Origin of the sequence: Trichlorobacter thiogenes (assembly GCF_900167465.1) — a bacterium.
GTDB lineage: Bacteria > Desulfobacterota > Desulfuromonadia > Geobacterales > Pseudopelobacteraceae > Trichlorobacter > Trichlorobacter thiogenes.
Genome location: NZ_FUWR01000013.1, coordinates 93,800 through 119,667 on the forward strand (window position 1 = coordinate 93,800; position 25,868 = coordinate 119,667).

21 protein-coding genes are annotated in these 25,868 nt (G+C 49.7%); all 21 read right to left on the reverse strand.

From position 1 onward, the window contains the following. Positions 1–4: 4 nt before the first annotated feature. Positions 5–826 (reverse strand): methionyl-tRNA formyltransferase, encoded by an 822-nt coding sequence (locus tag B5D39_RS11710; protein ID WP_078790656.1) that lies wholly within the window; start codon positions 824–826, stop codon positions 5–7. Next, positions 823–2,493, reverse strand: coding sequence for an LTA synthase family protein (locus B5D39_RS11715; protein ID WP_078790657.1), 1,671 nt, complete (start codon positions 2,491–2,493; stop codon positions 823–825). Before B5D39_RS11715 ends, B5D39_RS11710 begins: the two co-directional genes overlap by 4 nt. Further along, positions 2,486–3,250, reverse strand: coding sequence for an SDR family NAD(P)-dependent oxidoreductase (locus B5D39_RS11720; RefSeq protein ID WP_208610581.1), 765 nt, complete (start codon positions 3,248–3,250; stop codon positions 2,486–2,488). Before B5D39_RS11720 ends, B5D39_RS11715 begins: the two co-directional genes overlap by 8 nt. Positions 3,251–3,298: 48 nt before the next feature. Then, the gene (locus B5D39_RS11725) at positions 3,299–5,113 is read right to left on the reverse strand and encodes an InlB B-repeat-containing protein (RefSeq protein ID WP_139366759.1); all 1,815 of its coding nucleotides are present in this window, start codon (positions 5,111–5,113) and stop codon (positions 3,299–3,301) included. A 188-nt stretch (positions 5,114–5,301) separates the two neighbouring features. Continuing rightward, a complete protein-coding gene (locus B5D39_RS11730) occupies positions 5,302–6,537 on the reverse strand; it encodes a capsule biosynthesis protein (RefSeq protein ID WP_078790659.1) in 1,236 nt (411 codons plus the stop codon). Then, positions 6,538–7,578, reverse strand: coding sequence for a capsular polysaccharide export protein, LipB/KpsS family (locus B5D39_RS11735; protein WP_078790660.1), 1,041 nt, complete (start codon positions 7,576–7,578; stop codon positions 6,538–6,540). 72 nt (positions 7,579–7,650) lie between these two features. After that, positions 7,651–8,913: an Ig-like domain-containing protein gene (locus B5D39_RS11740; protein WP_078790661.1), complete on the reverse strand. Its 1,263-nt coding sequence runs from the start codon at positions 8,911–8,913 to the stop codon at positions 7,651–7,653. 16 nt (positions 8,914–8,929) lie between these two features. Continuing rightward, positions 8,930–9,523, reverse strand: a complete 594-nt coding sequence (locus tag B5D39_RS11745) for a phage tail protein (protein WP_208610582.1) — start codon at positions 9,521–9,523, stop codon at positions 8,930–8,932. 20 nt (positions 9,524–9,543) lie between these two features. Next, positions 9,544–10,128: a phage tail protein gene (locus tag B5D39_RS11750; protein ID WP_244161397.1), complete on the reverse strand. Its 585-nt coding sequence runs from the start codon at positions 10,126–10,128 to the stop codon at positions 9,544–9,546. 11 nt (positions 10,129–10,139) lie between these two features. After that, a complete protein-coding gene (locus tag B5D39_RS11755; RefSeq protein WP_208610583.1) occupies positions 10,140–10,760 on the reverse strand; it encodes a phage tail protein in 621 nt (206 codons plus the stop codon). Positions 10,761–10,879: 119 nt separating this feature from the next. Continuing rightward, positions 10,880–12,046 carry a glycosyltransferase family 4 protein gene (locus B5D39_RS11760; RefSeq protein ID WP_078790662.1) on the reverse strand — a complete coding sequence of 389 codons (1,167 nt, stop codon included), beginning with the start codon at positions 12,044–12,046 and terminating at the stop codon, positions 10,880–10,882. Position 12,047: 1 nt separating this feature from the next. After that, positions 12,048–13,181, reverse strand: a complete 1,134-nt coding sequence (locus B5D39_RS11765; RefSeq protein WP_244161398.1) for a polysaccharide biosynthesis/export family protein — start codon at positions 13,179–13,181, stop codon at positions 12,048–12,050. A gap of 128 nt (positions 13,182–13,309) precedes the next feature. Beyond that, positions 13,310–15,328, reverse strand: a complete 2,019-nt coding sequence (gene cysC / locus B5D39_RS17410) for an adenylyl-sulfate kinase (RefSeq protein ID WP_078790664.1) — start codon at positions 15,326–15,328, stop codon at positions 13,310–13,312. Further along, complete coding sequence (locus B5D39_RS11775; RefSeq protein WP_078790665.1) at positions 15,325–15,675, reverse strand: four helix bundle protein; 351 nt, start codon at positions 15,673–15,675, stop codon at positions 15,325–15,327. The genes cysC and B5D39_RS11775 overlap by 4 nt, the downstream gene beginning before the upstream one ends. Positions 15,676–15,868: 193 nt before the next feature. Next, entirely contained in the window at positions 15,869–16,774 is a 906-nt protein-coding gene (gene cysD / locus B5D39_RS11780; RefSeq protein WP_078790666.1) for a sulfate adenylyltransferase subunit CysD, read from the reverse strand. A 28-nt stretch (positions 16,775–16,802) separates the two neighbouring features. Then, positions 16,803–18,578 (reverse strand): SLC13 family permease, encoded by a 1,776-nt coding sequence (locus B5D39_RS11785; protein WP_078790667.1) that lies wholly within the window; start codon positions 18,576–18,578, stop codon positions 16,803–16,805. A 60-nt stretch (positions 18,579–18,638) separates the two neighbouring features. Then, positions 18,639–19,757, reverse strand: a complete 1,119-nt coding sequence (gmd, locus tag B5D39_RS11790) for a GDP-mannose 4,6-dehydratase (protein WP_078790668.1) — start codon at positions 19,755–19,757, stop codon at positions 18,639–18,641. After that, entirely contained in the window at positions 19,757–21,325 is a 1,569-nt protein-coding gene (locus B5D39_RS11795; protein WP_078790669.1) for a glycosyltransferase family 4 protein, read from the reverse strand. Before B5D39_RS11795 ends, gmd begins: the two co-directional genes overlap by 1 nt. A gap of 1 nt (position 21,326) precedes the next feature. Further along, positions 21,327–23,612, reverse strand: a complete 2,286-nt coding sequence (locus tag B5D39_RS11800; RefSeq protein WP_208610585.1) for a glycosyltransferase family 2 protein — start codon at positions 23,610–23,612, stop codon at positions 21,327–21,329. 19 nt (positions 23,613–23,631) lie between these two features. Continuing rightward, the gene (locus B5D39_RS11805; RefSeq protein ID WP_078790670.1) at positions 23,632–24,642 is read right to left on the reverse strand and encodes an NAD-dependent epimerase; all 1,011 of its coding nucleotides are present in this window, start codon (positions 24,640–24,642) and stop codon (positions 23,632–23,634) included. Continuing rightward, positions 24,639–25,868, reverse strand: a 1,230-nt coding sequence (locus B5D39_RS11810; protein WP_139366760.1) for a methyltransferase domain-containing protein, incomplete at its 5' end; no start/stop codon positions are given. The genes B5D39_RS11810 and B5D39_RS11805, both read right to left, overlap by 4 nt.

Sequence of the window (25,868 nt, forward strand, 5' to 3'; positions counted from 1 at the left end):
AGTTTCACTTCAAAGCACCACGCAGAGAGGTCCAAAAAGATCTGACACCGATCAGGCGCCTGCCTGATCGCCGTAAACGAGCCACCAGGGCAGCATCAGGCCAGGAATCATAACGTTGATCCGGCTGTTGTACTACTCCAGCCGGGATCTCTCCTCCCTTGGATAACAGTTCCCGCAAAAGCCCTGTACCCAGTGAAAACAGACGCATATTCAGACTGAACAACGTCTCGTCACTGGCTACCGCAAACTCCGCTGTCGCCAGAACCGTGCCGGTATCAAAACCGACATCCTGCCGGTGCAGCGTCACCCCCGCCTGTTTCTCCCCTTTATCCAAAGCGCGGATAACAGGATCAACCCCTTTATACTCCGGCAACCTGCCGGGATGGATATTCAGGCATCCCTGAACCGGCAAATCCAGCAGCTCCGGCCCGATCAACTGGTTAAAATGGGCCGATAACAGCAGGTCCGGCTGCAGACCTTTGATAAAAGCGATTCCTTCACCACTGTTGATATCCCTTGAGCTGTACACCGGCACCCTGTTTTCAGACAGAAACCGCCTGACCGGATCATCACGGAGCAGCAGACGGCGCACCAGACAATACACGGTCGTCACTACCCAGAGATAGCTTGCATAACGTAGCCCGGTCTTACGCACCAATTGCACAGCATCCCACCAGGCCCACCCCTTTTTACGCAGGACACGGTTGGAGGCCACCACCCCCACCAGGTGCAGGCGGGGTGACGTGACAAGATTCTGCAAAACAACATCAGAATAAATGCTGGGGGTGGTGCAAAAGATAATCCGTAACTTTTCAGGGTGGCTCATACAAGCCTCTGCATCAGTTCAGCCTTCTGCAGCAGCTCTTGAGCCAACTGCTCCACCGCAAGCGGCTGCATACCAGCACCATCCAGCTGTTTGTGGTTACTCCAGACCAGATAATCCACCCTGCCGTCCGGTTCACCCATCTGCCGGTAAACCTGGGGCATGATCGGCAGATGATCGCCATACAGACAGAGCCAGGCCTCACGCTGCATGGCCGCCAGTGTATCCTGGACCTTTCCAAGCATTTGATCTGCCTGTTCAAGGTGACGCAGGTACACAATCAGGTCATCAGATCCATCAGGAAGCGTCTGGCTGACTAAACGTTGCCCATCTTCAGGTCTGGCCTGCTCAAGATGCAACGGACCATGGTTTTCCATGGTAATGACAAAAACAAAAAGCGGTTGGGTACCCGGCCCATCATGCTTTGCAAGCTCTGCACAGAGTTCCCGCGCAACCGCCAGATCCCCCACATACTGCCCCTGGTAGTCATCTGCAGAAAAGCGGGAGATATCGATAAATTCATCAAAACCCAACAAAGGAAAGACGGTTGCACGGTCATAAAAAGTGGCTGAGTAGGGATGCAGGCAGACCGTCCGATAGCCCTGCTGTTTCAGACAGCTGACTACTGTGGGCAGCCCTTGACGGGCCACCCGGCGGTACGGCTTGAAACGGTGGACACCAAGCTGATGATTGGCGATGCCGGACAGAAAGGCAAATTCCGTCCGTACGGTATTGGCACCCCAGGCCGGCACCTCCAGTGGGCCAAAACTGGCAGCAGACTGTTTCAGATCGTCATAATGCCGCAGCAGATCAGGCGTTATGCCACGGTACCAACGCCGGGGGTCAAAAAATGATTCACTCTGGATCACCACCAGATTGGGCAGCGGTCCAACAAACGTTTCTGCTGCCGTGCCCGGACTGGAGAGACCCGCACCCTGCCAGGGTTGTTGCTCTGCCCGGTAGTAGCCCCAGAGGCTGGCAAATAGCCCCAACTGTTGCAGGTCACGAACCGGATCAAGGGCAAGCTGCAACCGATTAAAACGAGCAGACAGCATCAGGAGCAGGCCTATGGCCAACAAGACCAGAGCCAGGGCACTGATCTGCCGGAACGAGTACACAGCAGAAAGAGGCTGCTCCACCACCAGACCGCCATATATGGCAATGCAGATGGCAGCACCGGCTAGCAAGGCCCGCCCTGCCCCGAGAAACGGCAGATAGAGCCGTGGAAAACGCACGGCATCAACAAAATAGCTGAAATCCTGATAAATGAACGGTTCCTGCAGGGAATGATATTTGGCATTGCTGATCATTACGACCAAAACCTGCAGTGCCAGGAGACTGATACAGCAGAACCAAGGGCGCTGCAGCAAGAGCAGCAGCGGCGAAAACAACAGCAAACAGAGCCCACTGTGCAGTATCAATGCGGCACCAGGACGTTGCCACGGCCAGACAGGACGGGGGGTCAGCAACTGTTCCAGAGCAAAGGACAGGGTAAGACAACAGGCTAGCGGCAGGCCGACATTGATTAACAGTGCTTCATTCCGGTTCCAAATCAAGAGTGATATCAAGACGGCGAGGATTGAGGCGACGAAAGCGTACAGGTAGTACGTTGAGGAGCTGAAGACGAGCCAACGCAGAGAGCGCCTTGAGTTGGAATTGGACTCAGGCATGGTAGCCGAACTTCCTGACCAACCAGCCAGAAACTGACGCGGGTAAAAGAGCAAGCAACCAGCAGCCCAGATTAAGCGGAAACGGAAAGCTGATACGGGCCTGCTTCTTTGCCAGCCCTTTAATGATAAGCTGCGCCGCCCGCTCTGCGGTCATCAAAAACGGCTTGGGACCGGGTACAGTGCGTGACATGGCAGAACTGACAAAACCGGGCAGAACCACAGACACCTCAATACCATCCGCAGCAAGGGGCGCACGCAACGCCTCGCCATAATTCTTGATGGCTGCCTTACTGGCAGAGTAGGCAGGGGTAACCGGCAGGCCATACCAGGCGGCCAATGAGCTGATCAGGGCGATCTGCCCTCCCACGTTGCGGCGCATGGCAGGAACCACCGCCTGAATCGTGGCCATGGTGGCCAGCAGGTTCACGCCGATAACCTCTTCAATCGCCTGCCAGGACTCACCATTCCTACCTGCGGTGCTGCTGACACCGGCATTGGCAATTACCAGATCAGGGCAATGCTGTTCACAGAGTCGCTCTACCTGCTCCAGATAATCTCGATGATCTTTCAGATCGCAGGCAAGCGTTACAACCTGGGCTCCCAGATCCCGACAACGTTCGGCCAACTGCTCCAGTTTTTCCACGTTTCGACCGGTCAGCAACAGGCAACAGCCGACAGCAGCGTACTGCAAGGCCAGTGCAGAACCGATGGCGCCGGTTGCTCCGGTAATCAGGATGGTAGATGAAACTGGTGTCAATGGCGCTCCCCGGACTCCTGCACTTCGTTACTTACGATGACAGGCTCATCAGCGTATCACAAAATTGCTCAGTGTTACTTTTCCATTGGTACCACCAATGGTCACACTGCCGTTAATCGTTGTTACCCCACTCACGGTAGCAAAGCCACTGGCATAGCCCCCCAGCAGCGTCACGTTGACCGCACGGTTCAGATTCAGGTCTTCATTTAACTCCTTGTCTCTGACCCTGATGGTGGCAGTACTGCCGGCCTCGGCATAGGCCCCTGCAATACTGTTAAAGCTATTCTCTCCCAGCCTGGCTACATCCTCCTGCTCAAAGACCGCCGTCACATAGTGACGTACATTCATAAAAAGCGAACAACTACTCCCTTCACAGTCTTGTTGCCAACCGACAAAAACAGAGCCCGCCTCAGGGGTGGCGAATAGTGAGACCGTCATTGTTTTTGCATAGGCAGCAAAACAACTTGAACCACAGTCAATGCCAGGATAGTTGCTGGTCACTTTGCCACTGCCATTCCCTGTCTTTTGTACAATTATCAGGTTAGCCGGTTCAAAGGTTGCAGAACAGAGCTTGTCGCTGTCCATCTGCACGACACAGGTGTCGGATGTCCAGGGACACCCTCCACAACCGCCGCCCCCCCAACCGGTGAAGGCATTTTCCTGCGATGCAGGGGTAGCAAGCAGTGTCACATTGGAACCGGCAACAAAAGAAGAGCTGCAGCTGCTGCCGCAGTTGATCCCGGCCGGAAGACTGGTCAGGGAGCCTGAGCCGGCACCATTACGGCTAATCGTCAGGGTATGGCCGGGCACAAACGAAACCGAGCAACTCCGCGGACGATCCATGGTGACAGTGCAAACCGTATTGGTGCCGCAACTTGGGCAATCAGCACCCCAGCCGGTCACAACAGCGCCGTTTTCCGGTGTTGCGGTAAGGGTCACCGGACTGTCTTTGGCATAGAACTCGCCACAATCACTACCGCAACTGATACCTGCCGGGCTGCTGGCAACACTGCCGGTGCCTGTTTTGGTCACAACCAGAGCTTGTCTTTCAGCCAGCCTGGACCAGAGCCACCAGACAGCCCGTCCCTTTTGTACGCAGTTCAGTTTCTGGCTATGGGCACAGTCACCGCAGTATGTTTCAGCCAGAGTTTTCAGATTGCTGTACTGATTGGCAGGATCTGCAAGCCACTGGACAGCCCAGTTTTGGTCAAGGCTATTGTTACCATCACTGTCATAATCGCAATTATCGTTCGCCAGTCTGGTGTAGAACTCATTGCCGGACGGGTCATAGCTCTCAATATCGGCAAAATCAAACAGGATCTTGTTGTTTTGCTGTACAAAGGTGCGAATCTGGTTATTGCGGTAGTGCAGTGTGCCTGCCGCCCCCCCGCCATCAAGATGTCCGGTCATATAGACAAACTGAATCCCCGGATACTCCTGTTCAAGCTGAGACATGGGGGTCAGATACTTATCGATCATATCCTGTTCAGAGTAGCTGGAGGCCTGACCGCACCAGGACCAGATCACTACGTTAATAGCCGGATTTGCTGTACCCCTGCCGGTGGACGGGTCCGGAGGACCAAGGTACTCACGAGTATTATCGTACCAGTCTGGATAATACCCCACATCCCCCGCCATTGCGTAGTCGCGAAGATCCAGGCTGCCGTTGGCACCACCGGATGAAAATGAGTAGAGGGAGTTATAAGCGCTGAGGGCGCTCATGCCGGTTACCAGTTGGCTGCCATGGGAGGTATGGCCATACGCGATATGCAGGCTGCTTTTGGCCAGCGCCACCTCTGTTGGTGTCAGATCTACAGCTCTTGTGTGGTCAGCAACAATAGCGGCATGCGCTGTAAGGGGCATCAGACAGGCCAGCAAAAACGCAAAAAACAACCCAAGGCAACATCCAGTGTTCTTTTTGCTCAGGACAGGTACGGAATGCATACGCTCCTCCTCAAACAACAGGTTTGATACAGCAAAACTATGATCGCAGCAGTATATCTCACGTAAAACATACCTACGGAAGATCAAAACACAGAACAGCTTATAGCTCAATCAGGCCGAATCAGTCTTTCTAACGGAGAACGTTCTGAAGTCAGAGCGGGAACTGCGTGTTGCACCGCCAGTTCAATCCCCCGCTTGCAGTAAAATCCTCCGTTAATCTGTGTGGCCCGGATGACCACTGCCTTAAAACAGCGGAACAGCTCTTGATCAGGTGGCTCTGCGTCCTGCCAGAACTGGTCCAGCTCCCCCTGAAAGGTCAGGCCAGCCAGGTTGTAGATCGGATCACTAAGCGTTATGACAGGGCATCCGTACTGTAATGCAACCCCGCCCACCGTGCTGTTAACCGTTACGGTTCCCCGGGCATGCTGCACCAGCGCCTCAAGATTGCCGGTTTCCAGATAATCTACCCTGCCGACAACAGCGTAACGCGCCTCAAGTTCTGCAATGATACGTGGATAGTTGACCAGCCCCATATCAAGCGGATGATTCTTGATCACCAACCGGCTGTCTGCAGGCGCATGCAGGGCAAACGAAGCCAGCACAAAGGCCATCACATCAGCCATATCTCTGAAATTGGAGTGATCCCGGATCTGGGCATCACTGTTCAGCTGTAACGGCAGAAGATAATAGGGGGTTTGTGAACTGATCAATGAATTGACAAGCACGCTATCTCGACGTTCATGCAGCGGTTTCAGGGCAAAACGCCGGACATAGCCGGCATACATGAGCGGCGCAATGTAAGGTGCATGGCTGCGGTAACCTGGATACAACAGGGGATTAACGACGCTCGCAAGATGATACAAAACATCATGGGCAGCCCTGATTTTGAGGGTTGTCTGAAAAGACTCGGCAACAAAGCCATCGCCAAACTGTTTACCAACTTCACGATACCAGGCAGAATCACGGGGCAGTAGGGAATGAGCATTGACCCCGTCCCGCTCCAGCGTCACCCAGTGTGGACGGAAATACCCTTCCTCAAAGACATGGACACGAATACCGCTTGATTGTGCCAGCTCCACAGCTGGTCTATGAATGGGTCGTCGATCACCAAACAGGACAATGTCGCTGATCTGATGCTCCTCAAACGTACTTTTGAAAAAGGCCGGCAAGCCATCCAGACGTCCACGAAATGAGCAGGCAGACGCCCCACGCCAGTAGGCAGCATCACCACCATTAAAGTTAACTTTATGAACGCGGTGTCCTGCCCGGATCAACCGCTCTGCCAGACAGGCAAAAAAGGGGGAGCAGACCCCCTGTAAAAACAGGAAACGACGCAGTTGCATTTATCTGACTCCCACAACAAAACGAAGCACAATTCTTTTAAGCCTGATCCATAACGTCTCGGTTACAGATGACTGTTCGCGCCAGGCCACAAGTTCATCCAGCGCCTGCTCCGCAGTAATCAACCGACCGCTGCTTCTGCTGATATAGCAAGGGTACAGCAGCAGACTCCCGGCAACCAGTTCATCCAGCGTCAACCGGCGGATACGCCGTTCAAGCGGTATAACGTCCGCTGTCAACCCCCAGCCACTATAAAACGGTTGACCGTAACACGTAACCTTTTTACCGCGCAGAAGCGCTTCAAAGCCAGTTAACGATGTCATGGTATGAACTTCATCCATCTGGGGCAGCAATGTTCCCATGGGAGCATCTGTTATCTGCTCATCACACCAGTTTCGGGCCAGATCTTCAGCCTGTCCTTTGGCCCGCAGGCCGGCCAGCACATCGGGATGGGGTTTATAGATCAGGTAGGCATCTGGATGGGCTGCCCGCACCGCCTGTAGCAGTCCCATATTGGTCTTGATACCGGGTGCGCCAAAGGCCAGTGAGGCATCCGACTCCACCTGCCCCGGCACCAGAATGATCCGCCTCTGATTGTCAGGTCGCTGCCATCCTCCGGCGCCGACATTATACTTGGTGAGTCCGGCAGCAACCAGACGTCCGCGCAGCCGGGCAGCACGCTGACATTGCTCATCGGAAAAAACAGTGGTCTGCAACAACGTTTCAAGGTCAGAGGGCTGTGTGGCATCAAAGTAGATCCCCTGCCGATCAATCACCCAGGAAACCGGACGGGTCAGGTCTGCCCCCAGACCAACTGAGCGGATAAAGCCATCTTCCAGTCGAATAACCGTTACCTGATCAGCCAGACCGGACAGATCTCTGCGCCCCCAAACTGCCAGGATTGAGCCGGACGGAACCTGCTTAATCTGTGTAACGAACCGCACTTGACTGCCAGCAAAGCAGGAACGCAGACTTGCCTTCTTCCAATGGGAAAAATCAAGCGCATACACCCTTGGGGGTATGACCGGGGTATCAAGAGACATCCAAACATCCTGTACAGAAAACGTCAGCCGCTGACCAGATACAGCTTCACTATGCCAGCTTTGCCTGCTGTTCTATTTGATTTTCAGATTATCCAGCACAACGCTACCGCTGCTGACCGTAAGAACACCGTGCAACGTGGTATAACCGGTATGACTGCCAAAACCGTCGGCATACCCACCCTGCAGAATAATACCAATTCCGCGGTTTACCAGCAGATCCTCAACAAAAGTCAGATCACGGGCCATAAGGGTAGCGCCGTCACCAGCAGCAAGATAAGCGTCGTTCAGGGTTCCATAGCTGGTGCCGTTGACCTTGACATTGTTCTGAACCGTAAAGGTTGAAGTAACCGACCTGTCCGTATCCATAAGGACACTGCAGCCATTACCACCGGTACATGCGCCGGACCAGATGCTGAAATCAAAGCCGGTATTTCCTGTTGCCGTAAGAACTACCGTACTGCCAGCATCAAAAACAGCAGCACAACCGCTACTGTTGCCTGCAGCGCAACTGATTCCGACCGGATCACTGATAACAGAGCCACTACCAACAATAGCAACCGTAAGCTGTTTCTGCGCTTCAGCAACAACCACGGTTAAGGCTGCTGAGGTAGAGCTGCTGTTTTTTAGATCGCCACCATAAAACGCCGTAATTGCATGACTGCCCACAGCCAATGCAGATGTACTGAAAGTGGCCAGACCGTTACTGACAGTTCCTGTTCCCAGCGTGGTACTGCCTTCCTTGAAGGTCACCGTACCGGTAGGCAGGGCTGTTCCGCTCTTGGTAACCACAGCGGCCAAGGTGATCTCCTGCCCTTGTGTTACCGGGTTTACTGAAGCGCCCAGCGTTGTGGTGGTTGCCTTTTGCACAACTGTAAAATTACCACCAAGGGTCAGACTGTAGCTGCCATACTGCGGATAGACAGCATCTGCCCCGGAAGCGTAGCTGGTAATAACCAGATAATAGGTTGTGTTTGCAGCCAGACCGGTTTTCGTCAACTGCGCATGGGGGTAGCCTGCACTGTCATCATCCGCAGCAAGGATGTTTGACTGGGGTGCAGCAGGGTTAAAGGATGAATACAATGCAAGAAACGAGTCAAACTGCGTAGTATTCCCCATTGTGGCGGTTAGCGTATCGCCCGCGCTGGTGGTCCTTATTTCAAGAACCTCATAGGGCAAAGAGGTATTGGCAGAAACGGGAAATCCGCTACGGTCACTAACCCGGTTCATGGTGGGATATGATGCATCCAGACCGCCGGTTACTATAACAGCAGCCTGTGCTGTAACCGAAAGCCCCCAGATAGCAGCAACCGCAACCAGGATTCTAAAAAGACGCATACATATCCTCCTGTAATTACGGTCTTGGCGGAAAAACACCCTGAAGTGCAATAATGCAGTTAAGGGTCATATAGGGCATCATGTTGTTGTGGGGTTGTCCACCACCGGCTGTTACAATAGCCGATGAAGCAAAGCTGGAGCTACCATCCGGGCCATACTGTTTACCACTGGCAGGCTGGGCGTAGTATGCGCCTGATGGACTGGTAGCTGTTCCTGTGGCCGTTGAGACGTTTACCGCATGATTGTGGTTCGGCAGCTCAGTAGCGGTCAAAGTATGGCTCGTCTCGCCAGCGGACTCTCCCTGACTATATACTGATGTCCCCGGAGACTGGCCCGCATGCAGCAGCACCCTGCCCTGCATATCCGGCAGGGCAAAGTTTGATTTACCATCCCCGCCATACTGGGTACCCAGCAGGGAGAAGAGCGCTGTATACTGGCTTATCGGCAGAATCTGGCCATTACAAAAAGCCCATCCCTTGGGAGCAAAATTGTATGGCACCCAGAGGATCTTTCCTATAAATGGCTCATCATCTGCATGGGACACCCCGGTTGCTACCCCCCCTAAACAAAACAGGCAAAACAGCATATATTTCACCAAATCTCTTCGCATCACGATCTCCTTGTACCCTTCTAATCCCGGGTTGGGAAATACCCCTGCAATGCAATAATGCAGTTCAGGGTACTATACGGTTTCATGTTCTCATGGGGCTGGCTGTTGCCGGTTGCTGCCACAGCACCGGAAGCCATGCTTGCGGTAGCTGAGCTTCCGTAGGCGGAACCGCCCCCGCTGCTCTTGGCCGGATAGTTGTTGGTGGGATCAATGGCACTGCCTTCTCGCGGGTCAGCTTTCAGGCTATGGGTATGGATCGGCATTTCCTGTGACGTCAGACTATGGGATTCCTCCCCGCCCTTACTGCCAAGTGTGTACGTACTACTCACATGGATCGGCGTGCGGCCCTGCATATCCGGCAGGGCAAAATTCGTGCGCCCATCGCCACCAAAGGTCGTACCCAACAGAGAAAAGAGTGCCTGATTCTGTAGTATTGGCAACAACTGACCATCACACTTTGCCCAGTATCTGGGGGCATAATTAAAAGCCACCCATCTGATCTCACCAAGCCAAGGATCTGCCTGTACCGGGACAGCACAACAGGCAACCAGTAACATCGCCAGAGACAATAGCTTACTGATTTGAAGTTTGACACAGGGCAGCATACGAGAACCTCCTAGTTTTGAGACGGATAAATGCCGGCCCAAGAAATACAGCACTTCATCACCAGATAGGGTTGCAGATTGTTGTGGGGTTGCGAACCGCCTGCCTGGGACAAGGCATTGCTCGGCAGGGTTTTAGCGCTGGTTGCTGTACTGTTGTAAACCGGCGTTGCTGCAGTGGTAGTGCCAGGGATTTTACCCGTGGGAGATGCAGACTTCTCTGCACCGCTGTGGACTGACAGCCCGTGGGTATGGGATGGCAGCTGGTTTGTGGTAAGCGTAACCGTCTCCGCCCCGCCGGTTTGTCCAAGTGTACGGGTGGTAAGCCCGGAACCTGTTCCCTGATGCACCATGGTTCGCCCCTGGATATTGGGCAGGGCAAAGGTGTATTGACCATCACCACCATAGGTAGTGCCGATCAGGCTGAATAAGGCGTCATATTCAGCAATAGGTAGCTGTTGCCCGTTACACTCTAACCAGCCGTTAGGACAAAAGCTCCAACCACCACACATTACTTCACCAATAAAAGGATCTTCAGCGTGGAGATTTGGTACAGGTAATAAGCCGGTTAAGAGCACCAAAGCCGCTATAGCAACCGGCCGTGCCACTGCATTTTGCCAGCGTTTTATCATCATGGTTCCTCCTGTTTTTACCTGCATTCAAAGCGCAAAAAACCGAATAAGTAAGTATACACGGCTTTGCCCGTTACACAACCGGCCGACCAATAAAAATCTTTCGACAAGCTTCCGGGTTATTAGTGTGTAAGCTGCTGTAACAGCAGCTCTACTTTGCAGAAATGGTCCTGCCAGGTGGGGGGATGATAGCCGCTGATTCGTTGCAGTTGTTCCGTCCGTTTCCGACTGTCTGAACTGCTGTAGTCAGTAATCAGCCCCAGCCAGCCCAGGGCGTCCAGCGGATCACAGTAGTCAGGCAGATCACCGGCTATCTCATGAAACACCGGCAGGTCACTTGCAATCACCGGCGTACCGCATGCCAGGGCCTCCACCAGCGGCAGGCCAAAGCCCTCGACAAAGGAGGGAAACAGCAAAGCCTGTGCATATTGAAGCCAGTTGGCAAGCTCGCTATCCGAACAGGAAGCATGTTCAATAATATGGCCCTTAACCGCTTCGCAGCGTTCCAGCAGATCAACCACATTCTCGCACTCCCAGCCACGTTGACCAATCAGCACCAGCAGCGGCGCCCGGTTTCCCAGTTGCTCCACCAGGCGTTTCCAGACCTGCAGTAGCAACAGGTGATTTTTGCGTGGTTCAATGGTGCCAAGCACCACAAAGTAGGGACGATCAACAAGGCGTACCGCGGAAGGAGGGGGAAATACAGGTGGCGCCAGAAAGGCTGGTTGTGCAGGTGGCAGACAGATCCCCTGTGCATCGGCAAAACGGGCCAGTTCATCCAGGGTGGCCTGAGAGTTGGTGATCACCCCCTGGGCCAGTTCCAATACCGTCTTCATTCTGATCCGGTGACGTTCCCCTTCACCGGGGCGACAGTACTCAGGATGGGTAATCGGTATCAGATCATGCACCAGAAAAACGGGGCGAACCTTCATTTTCCTCAACAGATCCGGGTAACGATGATATTCAAGTCCGCTATGACCAATGTTTAGAAAAACAGAACCGCTCAAATCGCGTTGACGAATACCTGCGGCAGCCCCCTGGGCAATCAATCGCCAGGCATGGGCCTTAAAATCAACAGGCGGTGTAAGCAGCAGATGAAAGAGCGTTTGAGAAAGCTTTTCCGTCAGCACGACATGAAAGCGACCATCACGGACAAAGGCCCGTGACCGCTCGCCGTACTGGCTGACATAGGCGAGGGCTACCCGATCAACGCCGGTGGGCAGCCGCCCTTTCATCAGCCTGCCCACCAGACGGGATACGTCAATCAGGAAAGGATAGTTGCCCTTCATATTACCGAGTCAAAGGAATTACATTTATCACCGGATATGCCAGTGTCATAATTATATTAAGAAATTTCTGCAGCTCAACTGATGGCGCATTGGCCACATACAATACATCTTTGTTGTTAACCGGAAATGACTGAGCCACAAAAAAGGTAGCAGGATCCTTCAGATCAGCCCGGTAAATCACCGGAACTTTCCCGTCAGGTGTCGTTTGAGCAGGCTTGGAAGGCCAATCCAGCGCATCTGCAGACTCAAGCCGGAAGACAAATACCCCCTGCGCATTGGCACGGGTATCCTGCAGCCCACCACCACGAGCCAGGGCCTGAGCAAGGGATATGCCCTGTGCCTCAAAATTAATTTCTTCATTTTTGCCGGTTGCACCCAGCAAGGTAAAACTTGATGGCTGATGCAGGGCGGTCACAACATCTCCCGGTTGCAGGGTAATATTCTGACGCGGGTCACGGATTACCATTTCAAGCGGCATGGACTGCACCGAATCACCCCGGGTCACCTGAATGGTCATTTTGTTAACCGGCTGCCGAACCCCGCCGGATGCTGCCAGAGCATCCAACAGACGCTCTCCGCCCGGCGTTAGCGGCATGCGGGCACTGGTGGCCACTTCCCCTACCACTGTCACGGTCGCATGGGTGTTGCGCAGCACACGCACCAGCACCTGAGGCTGGTTTGCCAACCCCCTCAATCGTTCAGCCACCTCAGCCTCAACCTGCTGCGGCGTACGGCCACCTGCCCGGATCTTGCCGGCAAAGGGGATGGTAATCAAGCCGTCACTATCCACCATCTGCTCAGGAAAGGGAGTTACCCGTGATGAAGCCGGACCAGACTTGGTTTCAAGTGCAGATGAAGAAAAAAGAGTACCTGGAGGGGCTTCCCAAATGGACACCTCAACAACATCACCGGTACCGATAATCCAGGCAGCAGGTTTGCCAACCCCCAGTTTTTCAGAAAAAAGCTCCTGTTTGCGCTGTGCCAGCAGGCGACGGGCCACCGAATCATTCAGATCTACCAGTTGTATACCGGACAAACGTGGGCTTTCTGCTGCATCCCTGACCTCACTGACACTTGGACCGGACGAAGGCAACCAGCCCGCACAACCGGAAAGCAACAGGCTTAATGTAATCATAGCTAATGATTTTGCAGATACCAGATTCATCATAACGTTCTTTACTCTCCCCTTCATCCTTGCTTTTCCAGCCTCCAGCCTCCAGCCCTCAGTTTGCAGCCTTCAGCCTCAAGCCTTATCTACCACAGTTAGCAGTTCAAACCAATAGATTCAAGTATCATTGCAACCGCCTTATCAACCGAAACCAGGGAGGTATCAACAGTCACGCCAGGCGACAGCGGCTCCTCATAGGGGGCGCTGATACCGGTAAAATTAGGGATACTCCCCTTGCGTGCCTTCTTGTACAACCCCTTTACATCGCGTCGTTCACACTCTTCCAGAGAGGTACTGACATGCACCTCAACAAACTCACCTGCAGGCAGCAGATTTCGCACCATCTCACGCTCTGCCCGATATGGAGAAATAAAAGCTGTGATTACAATAAGACCAGCCTCGGCCAGCAACTTAGCCACCTCACCGATGCGCCTGATATTCTCAATCCTGTCTTCTTCGGTAAAACCCAGATCTTTGTTTAAGCCATGACGGATGTTATCCCCATCCAACAACATGGTGTGTCTTCCAAGTTGTACGAGCCGTTGCTCAAGGGCATTGGCAATGGTGGACTTGCCGGAACCGGAAAGCCCGGTAAGCCAGATAACACAGGAAGACTGTCCTTTTAAACCGGCCCGGATGTCGCGGGTAACCTGCTCTGTGTGCCAATGCACGTTGGTTGCCCGGCGCAGGGCAAAATCGATCATACCGGCGCCAACAGTTGCGTTACTGATACGGTCGATCAGGATAAAACTGCCGGTTATATGATTCTGACCATAGGGATCAAAGGCGATCGGCCTGTCCAGCACCAGATTGCAGACCCCTACTTCATTCAACTCCAATCTTTTTGCCGGCTCATGCTGTAACGAGTTTACGTTAATCTTGTATTTAAGTGCACTTACTGCTGCAGGCACCGTACAGCAGCCACTTTTCAGAAGATACTTGCGTCCCGCCATCAAGGCATCTTCATACATCCAGACAACTCGAGCCTCAAATTGATCTGCAAATGACGGACGCGCCAATGGGTCCGCCAACAGGTCACCACGGCTGATATCAATCTCATCTTCAAGCACAAGCGTAACCGCCTGACCTGCTGAAGCCTCATCAAGATCACCATCCATGGTTACAATTCGTGCCACCCGACTGGTTTTACCTGAAGCCGCGACAACAATCTCATCGCCAGGCTGCACCCGGCCTGAGGCGAGCGTCCCGCAAAAACCGCGAAAATCCAGATCAGGACGATTAACCCACTGTACCGGCATCCGAAACGGTTTTTCAAACGACCCGTCACTGATATTCACTGATTCAAGATAATCGAGAAGCGTTAAACCAGAGTACCAGGGCATCTTATTAAGGCTGGGGGCTGAAGGCTGAAGGCTGGAGGCTGAAGGCTGGAGTCTAGAGGCTGAAGGCTGGAGGCTAGAGGCTGAAGGCTGAAGGCTGGAGGCTGAAGGCTGAAGGCTGGAGGCTGAAGGCTGAAGGCTGGAGGCTGAACGAGCTATGACGTTATCACCGTTAAGGGCTGAAATTGGTATGGTTACAATTTCGTCATACTGTAATCCTGCTGCAAAAGCTTCATACTCTTCACGGATGGCATGAAAACGGGCAGCCGAATACTCCACCAGATCCATCTTGTTAATGGCCAGTACAACATGACGGATTCCCATTAACGACACCAGAAAGCTGTGACGTCTGGTTTGTGTCAGCACTCCCTTACGGGCATCAACCAGAATCACGGCAACATCTGCGGTGGAGGCCCCAGTCACCATGTTGCGGGTGTACTGCTCATGCCCCGGCGTATCCGCCACTATGAACTTGCGTTTATCAGTAGAGAAGAAGCGATAGGCAACATCAATGGTGATGCCCTGTTCACGCTCTGCCTGCAGACCATCCAGCAGCAGGGCATAATCAATCTCGCCCCCTTGCGTCCCGATCCTTTTACTGTCTGCTTCCAGAGCAGCAAGCTGGTCTTCAAAGATCAGCTTTGAATCCCACAGCAGGCGGCCAATCAGGGTGCTTTTGCCATCATCAACACTGCCGCAGGTGATGAAACGAAGAAGGCTTAAGGCTTGAGGCTGGAGGCTGGAGGCTGGACGCTGAAGACTGGAGGCACTCATTGTTTTACCTGCCTGAGTGCCTTCATCAAACCAGAAAGCATTGACGCGATACGCTTGGACTGCTCGATCCATGCAGCCCCTGTATCCCTCGAAATATAGTCAATCTCTACGCCAATATAAGTTTGGGTCCGCAACTCTGAGCAAGAACCTTTTGCAATACTTAAAAATTGAACTTTCTCCCGATCACTATTTCTCGTCATCCCCTCCGCAATATTGCTTGCTATAGACAGAGACGCTCTGGTGATCTGATCCTTAAAGCTATAATCTTTAAGATCCTTCATGGCTTTATAAACATCAACTGACAGTTGTCTAGACAGTTTCCAAACATCAAGTTTTTCAAAATCCACGTTTCACCCCGTTATAGGCAAAGGCTGGAGGAAAAGAACGCTGGAGGCTGGAGGTTTTTCGTCCAGCGTCTTTTGCCTCTAGCTTACAGCGTTTTTTCATCCAGCGCCTTTTACCTCAAGCTTACAGCGTTTTTCTTCGTCTAGCGTTCAGCGCCTTCTGCCTCAAGCCATGAAGGTTATTTCTGATCGTTGATCAGAAATAACCTTCATGCTTCTTCTTTTCCATAGATCCAGCCTGATCATGGTCAATCAACCGGCCTTGCCTCTCTGAAGTCTTGGTCAAGAGCATTTCCTGAATGATCTCCGGCAAGGTGGCAGCGGTAGACTCAATGGCGCCGGTCAGAGGATAACACCCCAGGGTACGGAACCGAACTGACTTCATCTGCACCTGCTCACCGGGCTGCAGTTCCAACCGGTCATCATCAAGCAGGATCAACATACCATTCCGCTCCACTACCGGGCGCTGTTTGGCGTAATAGAGCGGTACAATCGGAATCTGCTCCAGGTGGATATACTGCCAGACATCAAGTTCAGTCCAATTTGAAATGGGAAAAACACGAATACTTTCCCCTGGTTTCACACGGGTATTGTACAGATTCCAAAGCTCAGGCCGCTGATTCTTGGGATCCCAGCGGTGGTTGGCACTACGGAAGGAAAAGATCCGTTCCTTGGCACGGGATTTTTCTTCATCACGGCGTGCGCCACCAAAGGCAGCATCAAACCTGTACTTGTCCAAAGCCTGCTTAAGTCCTTCCGTCTTCATGACATCCGTGTAGAGCGCCGAACCATGTTTAAACGGGCTGATCCCCTGTCTAATGCCATCCTGATTGACATGTACCAACAGATCAAAACCATACTCCGCAGCCATCTGGTCACGAAAGGTGATCATCTCCTTAAACTTCCAGGTGGTATCAATATGCATTAAAGGAAAGGGAGGCTTTGCCGGATAAAAGGCCTTCAGAGCCAGACGCAGCATAACCGAAGAATCTTTGCCAATTGAATACAGCATGACCGGGTTTTCAAACTCGGCGGCAACTTCACGGATAATGTGAATGCTTTCAGCCTCAAGCTGGCGCAGATGGGTTACATTAAGTTGCATGACAATTACGACTCCAGGCCAACGCCAACTAAAACTTCCAAAAAAGAGGGATAATAAGGATCGACACAACCATATACAGGATATTAAGTGGAACGCCGACCTTGAAAAAATCTTTTGCACGGTACCCGCCAGGACCATAGACCATCATATTGGTCTGGTAACCGATAGGCGTGGCAAAACTGGCCGAAGCTGAAATGGCAATGGCAATCACAAACGGCTTCGGGTCAACATGCAGTTGCTGAGCCGACGCCATGGCAATTGGAAAGATAACCGCCGCAGCCGCATTATTGGTAATCACCTCAGTTAAAACGGTTGTTATCAGGCAAATAGCCGCCAGAACCCCGATTGCCCCCCATTGCTGCACAGAGCCGATAATCTGATCCGCCAGCCAGGCAGCAGCCCCGGTTTTTTCCAACGCCTTGCTGATACCAAAGGAAGAAGCAATCACAATCAACACGTTCAGCTCAATGGAACGCCGGGCCTCAACCGTGGTAATACAGCGGGTAAACAGCAGTACAAGGGTCGCAAGTATGGCTGCCTCAAAGATATCCATTAAGCCAGCTGCAGAAAGCGCCACCATACCAACCAGAGCACAAAACGTAATGATAGATTTCTTGCGGTTAATCCGGGGCAGGTCACTAATCTTGGATACCAGATAGAACTCACGGGAAAAATTCCAACGTTTGATGAAGTCATCGCCAGCAAGCAGCAACAGGGTATCGCCCGGTTTCAGCACCAGCTCCCCTAATTTGTCCAACAAACGTTCTCCATGACGGTGCACCGCCAGCACTGCAGCATCGTAGCGAGCACGGAAGTTCCCCTCCTTGATGGTTTTACCCAGCATGGGACAGGAGGGAGACACCACCACCTCAACCAGACGGGCCTCGCCATTCTGCAACAGCTCCTGACGCAGATTGTGCCCATGCACCGGCAACAATCCATTGATCTTCTGCAGCTGGACTACCCCTTCCGCCCTACCGGTAAAAATAAGACGGTCACCTGCATGCAGCAGCTCCTGTGGCTTAACCGGCGCAATCCGTTCGTTATCACGGACAATCTCAACCATATACAACTGTTCCAGATTACGTAGCCCGGCTGCCTCAATGGTCTTGCCAATCAGGCTGGCATCATCCGCCACCTTGACTTCCAGAAGATATTCCCGCCCTTCATCCGTACCAACGCTGACAGCACGATTGTCAGGCAACAGATGCCGCCCGACAAAATATAGATACAGAATACCGGCAATTCCACACGGCAACCCAACCAGACCAAGCTCAAACATCCCCAGATGCGCCCCGTACTTCTGGCTGTACAGACCGCTAACAACCAGGTTTGTCGAAGTGCCGATCAGGGTAAAAACACCACCAAAAATAGTGGCGTATGACAAGGGAATTAAAAACCTGGAAGGTGCAAAACCATTGCGCTGGCTCCACTCCCGCAGATAGGGAGTAAACATGGCAACAATCGGGGTATTGTTAAGAAACGCAGAAAGACCGGCAACAGGTATCATCATCCGCAGTAACGAGCGCCCTTCGCCGCCTTTGCCGTTACCCATCACCCGATCAGCAAAAATCTGCATAAACCCGGCTGTCTGGGCAGCGTATGCCACGATAAACAGAATGGCGACAGTCAGCATCCCCAGATTGGAAAAACCGGACAAGGCCTCTTTGGGGGTAATAATTCCGCTGATTAGCAAAACACCGAGGGCTCCAAAAACAATCACGTCGGCTTCAATCAGCTCCAGCATCAGAGCGGCCAACATAAGCAGAACAACAGCTATGGTAAACAGCGCAGATAAAGACACAATGCTTCTCCCCTCAACCAGTCATCAGATCTGCTCAGCCTCCAGCTTTCAGCCCTGTCTCTACCCTTCCACCGCAACCGACAGTTCATACCCATGCTTTTTCAAAAGAGCATGCCGCTGGGCTATCTTTAAATCTTCAGCCACCATTTCGGCACACATTTCCTGCACAGTTATCTCGGGAGTCCATCCCAAACGCTCCTTTGCCTTGGAAGGGTCACCAAGCAGGGTTTCAACCTCAGAAGGTCTGAAATAACGGGGGTCAACCCGTACAATCACATCACCCACCTTGAGTGCCGGCGCCCCATCTCCCTGAATCCCTTCTATAACAGCGTACTCATCAACTCCGCTACCTTCAAAACGCAGTGATACCCCTAGCTCCGCTGCCGCCCAAAGAACAAACTGGCGCACAGTGAACTGCAGGCCGGTTGCAATAACAAAATCCTCCGGCGTATCCTGTTGCAGCATCATCCACTGCATCCGTACATAATCTTTTGCATGGCCCCAATCCCGCAACGAATCCATGTTGCCCATATACAGACAACTTTCAAGCCCCTGGGCTATGTTGGCGAGCCCGCGGGTAATTTTCCGGGTAACAAAGGTCTCGCCACGACGCGGTGACTCATGGTTAAAGAGTATCCCGTTGCAGGCATACATCCCATAGGCTTCACGGTAGTTCACTGTAATCCAGTAGGCATACAGCTTGGCAACCGCATAGGGCGAACGGGGATAAAACGGCGTCGTTTCTTTCTGGGGTATCTCCTGCACCAGACCATACAACTCAGATGTTGATGCCTGATAAAAGCGGGTCTTTTTTTCAAGCCCCAAAAGACGAATAGCCTCCAACAGGCGCAAGGTACCCATACCGTCTACATCAGCGGTATATTCAGGCGACTCAAAACTGACCGCAACGTGGGACTGAGCCCCCAGATTATAGATCTCATCCGGTTGCACCTGCTGGACAATCCTTGTCAGGTTGGTGGAATCCGTCAGATCACCATAGTGCAGAACAAAATGCTGATTATTGGTATGCGGATCCTGATAGATATGGTCAACACGCTGGGTATTGAACAGAGATGATCTACGCTTGATGCCATGGACTTCATACCCCTTCTCCAACAGCAACTCTGCCAGATACGACCCATCCTGACCGGTAATGCCGGTAATCAAAGCTTTTTTCATTATCTAGTCTCCTTAGTAATATCCTTAGATTCATAATTAATTCTGCTTAACAGCTGTTCCCAAAGCGGCAAAAGGTGTTCCGGCCTATAACGCAAAGAGACATCTTCCGCACAGGACAGAAGGGTTTCTCGTATTGTAGATGCTTCAGGGTCATACAAAACCTTCTTTAGAGCGTCGACCAGATGCACTGTTGAGTAAGGGTCGAAGTATTCAGCAGCACCATCATAAACTTCCCGATGTACCGAAATATCCGAAGCTAGCACGACACCTCCGCTAGAAATTGATTCCACTCCAGCAAAATCAAACCCTTCAGCAACACTTGGACAGACTGTAACTGCTGCATTACGGTACAGCACTCGCAGCTCATCTGCTGGAACATTATTCAACACAAATAACCTGCCATGTTCAATTCCCGGCTGCATTTTTTCAACCAAGGCCTCAATATCCCATCCCACAGTACCTACAAAAACCAACTTCAATGTTGGGTCTAGTTCTGTAATGATTGTTTCCCACGCTTCAATCAGGCGGATATGGTTTTTCCTAGGTTCCAATGTGGATACCACCAATAGATAGCGAAAAGGGTTTAAGTTCAAGTGCCTCTGGTAAAAACTCTCACGATCCTGACTATCAGTGAAGACCGGATGTACATCTGGTCTTTCTAAGTTTAATCGTGTTTGAATGATCCTGACAGCCTTTACTGGTTCCGCGCCCTCAACATAATAGTGATGTGAAACCATATTATGGATAGTAACTGCACGATCTTTTACTTCAGGAAACAAGCGCAACAGATCCTTGCGGGTGGACTCAGACACACACGCAAAATATGCACCTGAATTGATATTACTTAGTAATGCATAATAGTGCGTTGCCTGGTGTCGGGATTTGTTTGCTATCGTGTGTGGCATTAAAACAGGCAACGCATCATGATAGCGCACAATAAGCGTTGTTTTTTTATCAACTCTCCCTGGAAAAGGGGTCTGTGCAATAAAAATATCAAAATCGTTCGTATCGAGTTTTGGATAAGCAGGATTGGAAGTGAATGCGAGAGAATTAAGTCCCGCACTTTGCAGAATGTTCCATGGCACAGTACAAACACGATAGTTTCTATTCGTTACAAGCTCAAAATCTACGGCGGAAAGAGTTTTTTCAAATAATGCACGCCAGATATAATCTTTGAAAAAACGAGCATTAAATAGGAAAGTTGTGACAGTGCTAAGACTTGGCAGAACTAGAGACAAAAAGGTTAAAATATATGCTGTCCGCTGTTTTTTCAGATACCGGATAATCACGTCAAAGGGTTTTGATGATGGTTTGGTCTCCATCGAAATGATCACACATGAATACCGATTTAAATCTACTGAATCGGCGCAATGCTCATCTGAATTTTGATAAAATTTCTTGCCACTTACCAGAAAACGGTGTGATGTCTGAAGTAATCCCTCTACGTCAAACATCTTCATTGTACAGATCCCCCTGAACAACAATCTGGTTTCTTGAGGAATACCAGCATAACCATCCAAAGCAGGACGCATTTCCAACAAAATACGCTTTATCGGTTTTACACTCATATCAGTTAGCTGAATCAGTGGTGATGAGTTCCACCCGTGGCGGCCAAGCCAGGCTAAAATCTTCAAAATCAAGGGTCAGATTCGGACTGTATGCAGGATCGTTTTGCAATAAATCACCCCAATGCTCTTTCATATAGCTGATTTCTTTGGCTGTACGTTCCATATTTTCAGGTGTTTCATCAACCCCTCTCGTGGCAGATTCATGATGGTACAACTCAGCATAGGGCGTCCAGATAGTGCGATAGCCAGCTTCGCGCAAACGCAAACAGAAATCCACATCATTACAGGTAACCTGTAATGATGTCTCATTTAGTCCTCCTACAACTTCATAAAGTGCTTTACGCACAAGCATACATGCTCCTGTTATGGCTGAAAAAGATTGTATCAAGGCCGCTCGTCCATGATATCCGCAATCGCCCTTGGGTAAGTATCTTTGCGCGTGCCCCACAACGCCATGCAATCCCAAAACGATACCACCGTGCTGCAGAGTATCATCAGGATACCACAAACGAGCCCCAACCGCTCCAACCTCAGGCCTAAGTGCGTGACTCACCAACTCAGCCAGCCATTCAGGGGTAATCACTTCAACATCATTATTAATCAGCCCAATGATCTCACCTTTTGATAGCTGCACGGCAGCGTTATTCAGTGCCGAATAGTTGAATGGGCGATCATCCCTCAGTACCCGAATCTTTGGATTTTTAGATATTTTTTTAAGATAGTTTAATGTTTCAGGATCATCTGAACCATTATCAACAACAATAATTTCATAATTAGGGTATGTTGTTTTTTGAAGGATCGATTCAATGCATTGGCGCAAAAGACAAAATTTATTGCGTGTGAGAAGAATAAGGCTGACCAATGGCAAACACAAGGGCAATGCATATTTTACTCGGTAACCTCCAACATTAGTTGAAGTGGCTTTTGCATCAACCCCTTGCCGAGCAAGATGTTCATTAATTGCCCGTTCACCAGCTACCAAGGCATACGGTTTGGTGTATAGGCTATAAGACGTACTATCAATATGTATACGCCAATGATAGAGGACGCGTGGTATATGACATATTTGATTTGGGCTGATTTTTTCGATGCAACGTAATGCAAGATCATAGTCCTGAGACCCTTCAAAACCGCCCCTAAAACCTCCAACCTCATGCACAAGATTCGTGTGATACACACCAAGATGCGAAATCAAATTATGGGAGTAAAATAGATCCTGATTCCAATCGCATTTAAAGTAGGGATCAGAACGATTTCCTGTTTCATCAATTTTATCCTCATCTGAATAGAGCAAACGAATACTCTGATTTTTGTTAAGTGCCTCAACCACCCAAAATAGTGCATGCTCAGCAAGTAGATCGTCATGGTCAAGTAGAGCGACCCATTCACCTTTAACAAGAGACAAAGCACTGTTTGATGCTTCCGAGATATGGCCATTATTTTGACGAAACAATAAATTTATACGACCGTCAATTTCAGCATAGTGTCGCAACATACTATGAACATAAGGGTCGGAAGAGGCATCATCGGCAATGCATAATTCCCAGTTGGGATAAATCTGCTGGCGGACTGACTCTATTGCCTGCTCAAGCCAGACCGGGTTCGGATTGTAAACTGGCATTAAGATAGATATTAGTGGCTTGATCTCAGACGCATTTAATTTAAAGCGCATAAGCTTTCGTGTTTCATCAGTCAAATAGTCAAATTTTTGGATCCATCGGGGATAGGCGACAATATCGTCTTTATCTTCAAAAAGAGAACAATAGTCAGCCCAGAGAGTCTGAGTTGATGTTGAGTGGTGGAATGCATTGTCAGTTATAAACAGGCCGTGACCTTGCTGTCTTTGCAAAGCCCTGTAATGTGGATGTTTTGCTTTTAGTTTCTTCAGCAACCTAGAACGAGCAAAATTTTGCGTAACTCGTACAAATCGAAAATGTTTAAGTTCAAAGTTGCTTGCAGACAAACGCAAGCCAATGCTTAATCTGCCAGATGTGGTTAAATATATGAGCCGTTTAGATACCCGCTCAGAATAAAGCGAAAATTTTAAAGGCGTGAATGTTTCACCTTGACCGTCACTATTAAAAAAAACTAAACTTTCTACTCGAACAACTGGCGATCTGATCCCCATCTCTATCATGTACCAACCAGAACGCAAGTTAACATTTAATGTAAACAGAGGATCCTCACAAGGATATGTATAGCACTGATTCTCAGCACAACAAACATCGTTCAAATAAAGGAATTTAGCGTCCCACTGTTGAATAAACTTGCTTAAAAATGTAAACATATAATCTTAATCACTCATATTATGTACTACAGTAGTATGCTTTATACCAATCAACAAATTTAGCAATTCCGTCTTCTATTGATGTATTCGGATGAAATCCAATATCTTGTATTAAGTTATCAACATCAGCATAGGTAGTTAGAACATCGCCTGATTGAAGCGGCAACAGGTTGATCTTTGCTCTTTTACCTAATCTCTCTTCAAGCAACTTAATAAAGCGCATTAATTCTATTGGGTTATTGTTACCAATATTATATATTCTGTAGGGTGCATAACTAGTGGCTGGGTCAGGGATAGCGCTATTCCATGTGGTATTTCGTTGTGGAACGTTAGCAATAACTCGTATCAAGCCTTCAACAATATCATCTATATATGTAAAATCACGATACATTTTTCCATAATTATATACATTGATAGGTTCCCCTTCAAGAATTGCTTTGGTGAAGGAGAAATATGCCATGTCAGGCCGCCCCCAAGGCCCATACACGGTGAAGAACCGCAGACCAGTTGCTGGAATGTCAAAAAGACTTGAATATGTGTGTGCCATTAATTCATTAGATTTTTTAGTAGTCGCATACAGCGAGACCGGATGGTCTGTGTTGTGGTGTACTGAAAAGGGGATAGTCGTATTGGCTCCGTATACCGAACTTGAAGACGCATAGATTAGATGCTTGATACTGTTATGACGACAACCTTCCAGTATATTAATGAAACCGCTAATGTTACTGTCAATATATGCGTGTGGATTAATCAAAGAATAACGTACCCCAGCTTGTGCAGCAAGATTGACAACAAAATCAAACTTTTCTATCGCAAAAAGCTGGAGTATTTTATCACGATCTTCTAGACCTAAATTGATAAAGCGAAAGTTTAACAGTGGATTCAATTGAGACAATCGGGCATATTTTAGCTCTATATCGTAATAATTATTAATATTATCAAGTCCAATGACTTGATGACCGGCTTCTATTAGTTTTTTTGAGAGATGGTAGCCTATGAAGCCAGCAGCGCCTGTTACCAATATTTTCATGACTTTTCTTTTCGAATAATTAAATCCACAATAAACTCATTGTGCCCATAAAGAGTCTCAGTAATCTCTATTACTTTAAGAGATGGAACATACTTGCTAATTACGTAGTCAAGAAGACCTTTAAAACTTTCAGGTGTAAAGGTAAAGCAATGTAAATCAGCGTTCTCTAGTTTTTTTTGGCCTGCGACTAGTAATGCCTCACACTCACTATAAGTTGGAGCGGCCGCATAGGAATTATCCCATAAGCCCTGCGCATTAGCATTAAAATCTGTACTTAAATAGCACTCATTAGCCATCTCTCTAGTTGGATAACGCAAACATAAATTATGCGCATTTTCTATATCAGATATGCTAGAGATTTGACGCAATACATCAAAAGTGTATCGCTTATCTGGCACATACATTACTAGCTTTGCTCCATCTTTTAAAACTGCAGCTGCAGACTTAAAAAACTGTATAAAGTCAGGAATATGCTCAATGACGTGACTTGAAACTAAATAACAAAACTTGTCGTGCTCAAGCACCTCATCAATCAATGAATTGCCCAAAACTACATCTATAGAAACTGGATGTCCTTGAAGATATGTATCTGTCTTTTTTTGGTGATTAAATTTGTCTACGTAAGTCACATTGTACATACATTTTTCTAGAATAGGAACAGAACCAGGAGATAGCTCGATGCCGGGCTGTGCATTTAGCCCCAATAATCTTGCATGTATGAGTTGCCTCCTGTCTGGATTTGCATCACCGATGTCAACTCCAACAATATCCGTCTCTGTATCACCGACTTCAAGATAAGTGTAGTCAATTCCAATCAACCCTTTCTCTTCTAGCGTTTTGGGGGATCTCACCCAATGAACTTTACCCTGATCAACTAAAAACAATTTCCCTTTATGTTGCTTAGAGAGCGAATATGTCACACTAGCAGTCAAACTCTCAAGTGCCACATTGTAGACAACAGAACGAAGGTTGCGCTGAATATCAAGCAGTTTTGACATATTTGTGGACACTGCTTCGTCGCTTCGATCAAGTTTACAAACCAATCTATGTTCACCCTGAACTAAAAATCCATCTTGTTCAAACAGAATCTCTACTGAACGCCCTGAAAAATTGGCTGACATTTGAACGACAAACTTCACAGTGTCAATATTGAACGTATGCCAGTGCAGGTCATTAACATCACTGTTGAGAGACTTAGCAACTGATTTGGCTGCCTCTAATTTTGA

Coding starts and splice junctions, on each gene's coding strand:
- B5D39_RS11725 (WP_139366759.1), bottom strand. CDS start 5,113: ATGCCCCTTACAGCGCATGCCGCTATTGTTGCTGACCACACAAGAGCT.
- B5D39_RS11710 (WP_078790656.1), bottom strand. CDS start 826: ATGAGCCACCCTGAAAAGTTACGGATTATCTTTTGCACCACCCCCAGC.
- B5D39_RS11800 (WP_208610585.1), bottom strand. CDS start 23,612: ATGTTTACATTTTTAAGCAAGTTTATTCAACAGTGGGACGCTAAATTC.
- B5D39_RS11765 (WP_244161398.1), bottom strand. CDS start 13,181: ATGATTACATTAAGCCTGTTGCTTTCCGGTTGTGCGGGCTGGTTGCCT.
- B5D39_RS11795 (WP_078790669.1), bottom strand. CDS start 21,325: ATGAGTGTAAAACCGATAAAGCGTATTTTGTTGGAAATGCGTCCTGCT.
- B5D39_RS11730 (WP_078790659.1), bottom strand. CDS start 6,537: ATGCAACTGCGTCGTTTCCTGTTTTTACAGGGGGTCTGCTCCCCCTTT.
- B5D39_RS11755 (WP_208610583.1), bottom strand. CDS start 10,760: ATGATGATAAAACGCTGGCAAAATGCAGTGGCACGGCCGGTTGCTATA.
- B5D39_RS11740 (WP_078790661.1), bottom strand. CDS start 8,913: ATGCGTCTTTTTAGAATCCTGGTTGCGGTTGCTGCTATCTGGGGGCTT.
- B5D39_RS11715 (WP_078790657.1), bottom strand. CDS start 2,493: ATGCCTGAGTCCAATTCCAACTCAAGGCGCTCTCTGCGTTGGCTCGTC.
- cysC (WP_078790664.1), bottom strand. CDS start 15,328: ATGAGTGCCTCCAGTCTTCAGCGTCCAGCCTCCAGCCTCCAGCCTCAA.
- cysD (WP_078790666.1), bottom strand. CDS start 16,774: ATGCAACTTAATGTAACCCATCTGCGCCAGCTTGAGGCTGAAAGCATT.
- B5D39_RS11760 (WP_078790662.1), bottom strand. CDS start 12,046: ATGAAGGGCAACTATCCTTTCCTGATTGACGTATCCCGTCTGGTGGGC.
- B5D39_RS11805 (WP_078790670.1), bottom strand. CDS start 24,642: ATGAAAATATTGGTAACAGGCGCTGCTGGCTTCATAGGCTACCATCTC.
- B5D39_RS11735 (WP_078790660.1), bottom strand. CDS start 7,578: ATGTCTCTTGATACCCCGGTCATACCCCCAAGGGTGTATGCGCTTGAT.
- B5D39_RS11750 (WP_244161397.1), bottom strand. CDS start 10,128: ATGCTGCCCTGTGTCAAACTTCAAATCAGTAAGCTATTGTCTCTGGCG.
- B5D39_RS11745 (WP_208610582.1), bottom strand. CDS start 9,523: ATGCGAAGAGATTTGGTGAAATATATGCTGTTTTGCCTGTTTTGTTTA.
- gmd (WP_078790668.1), bottom strand. CDS start 19,757: ATGAAAAAAGCTTTGATTACCGGCATTACCGGTCAGGATGGGTCGTAT.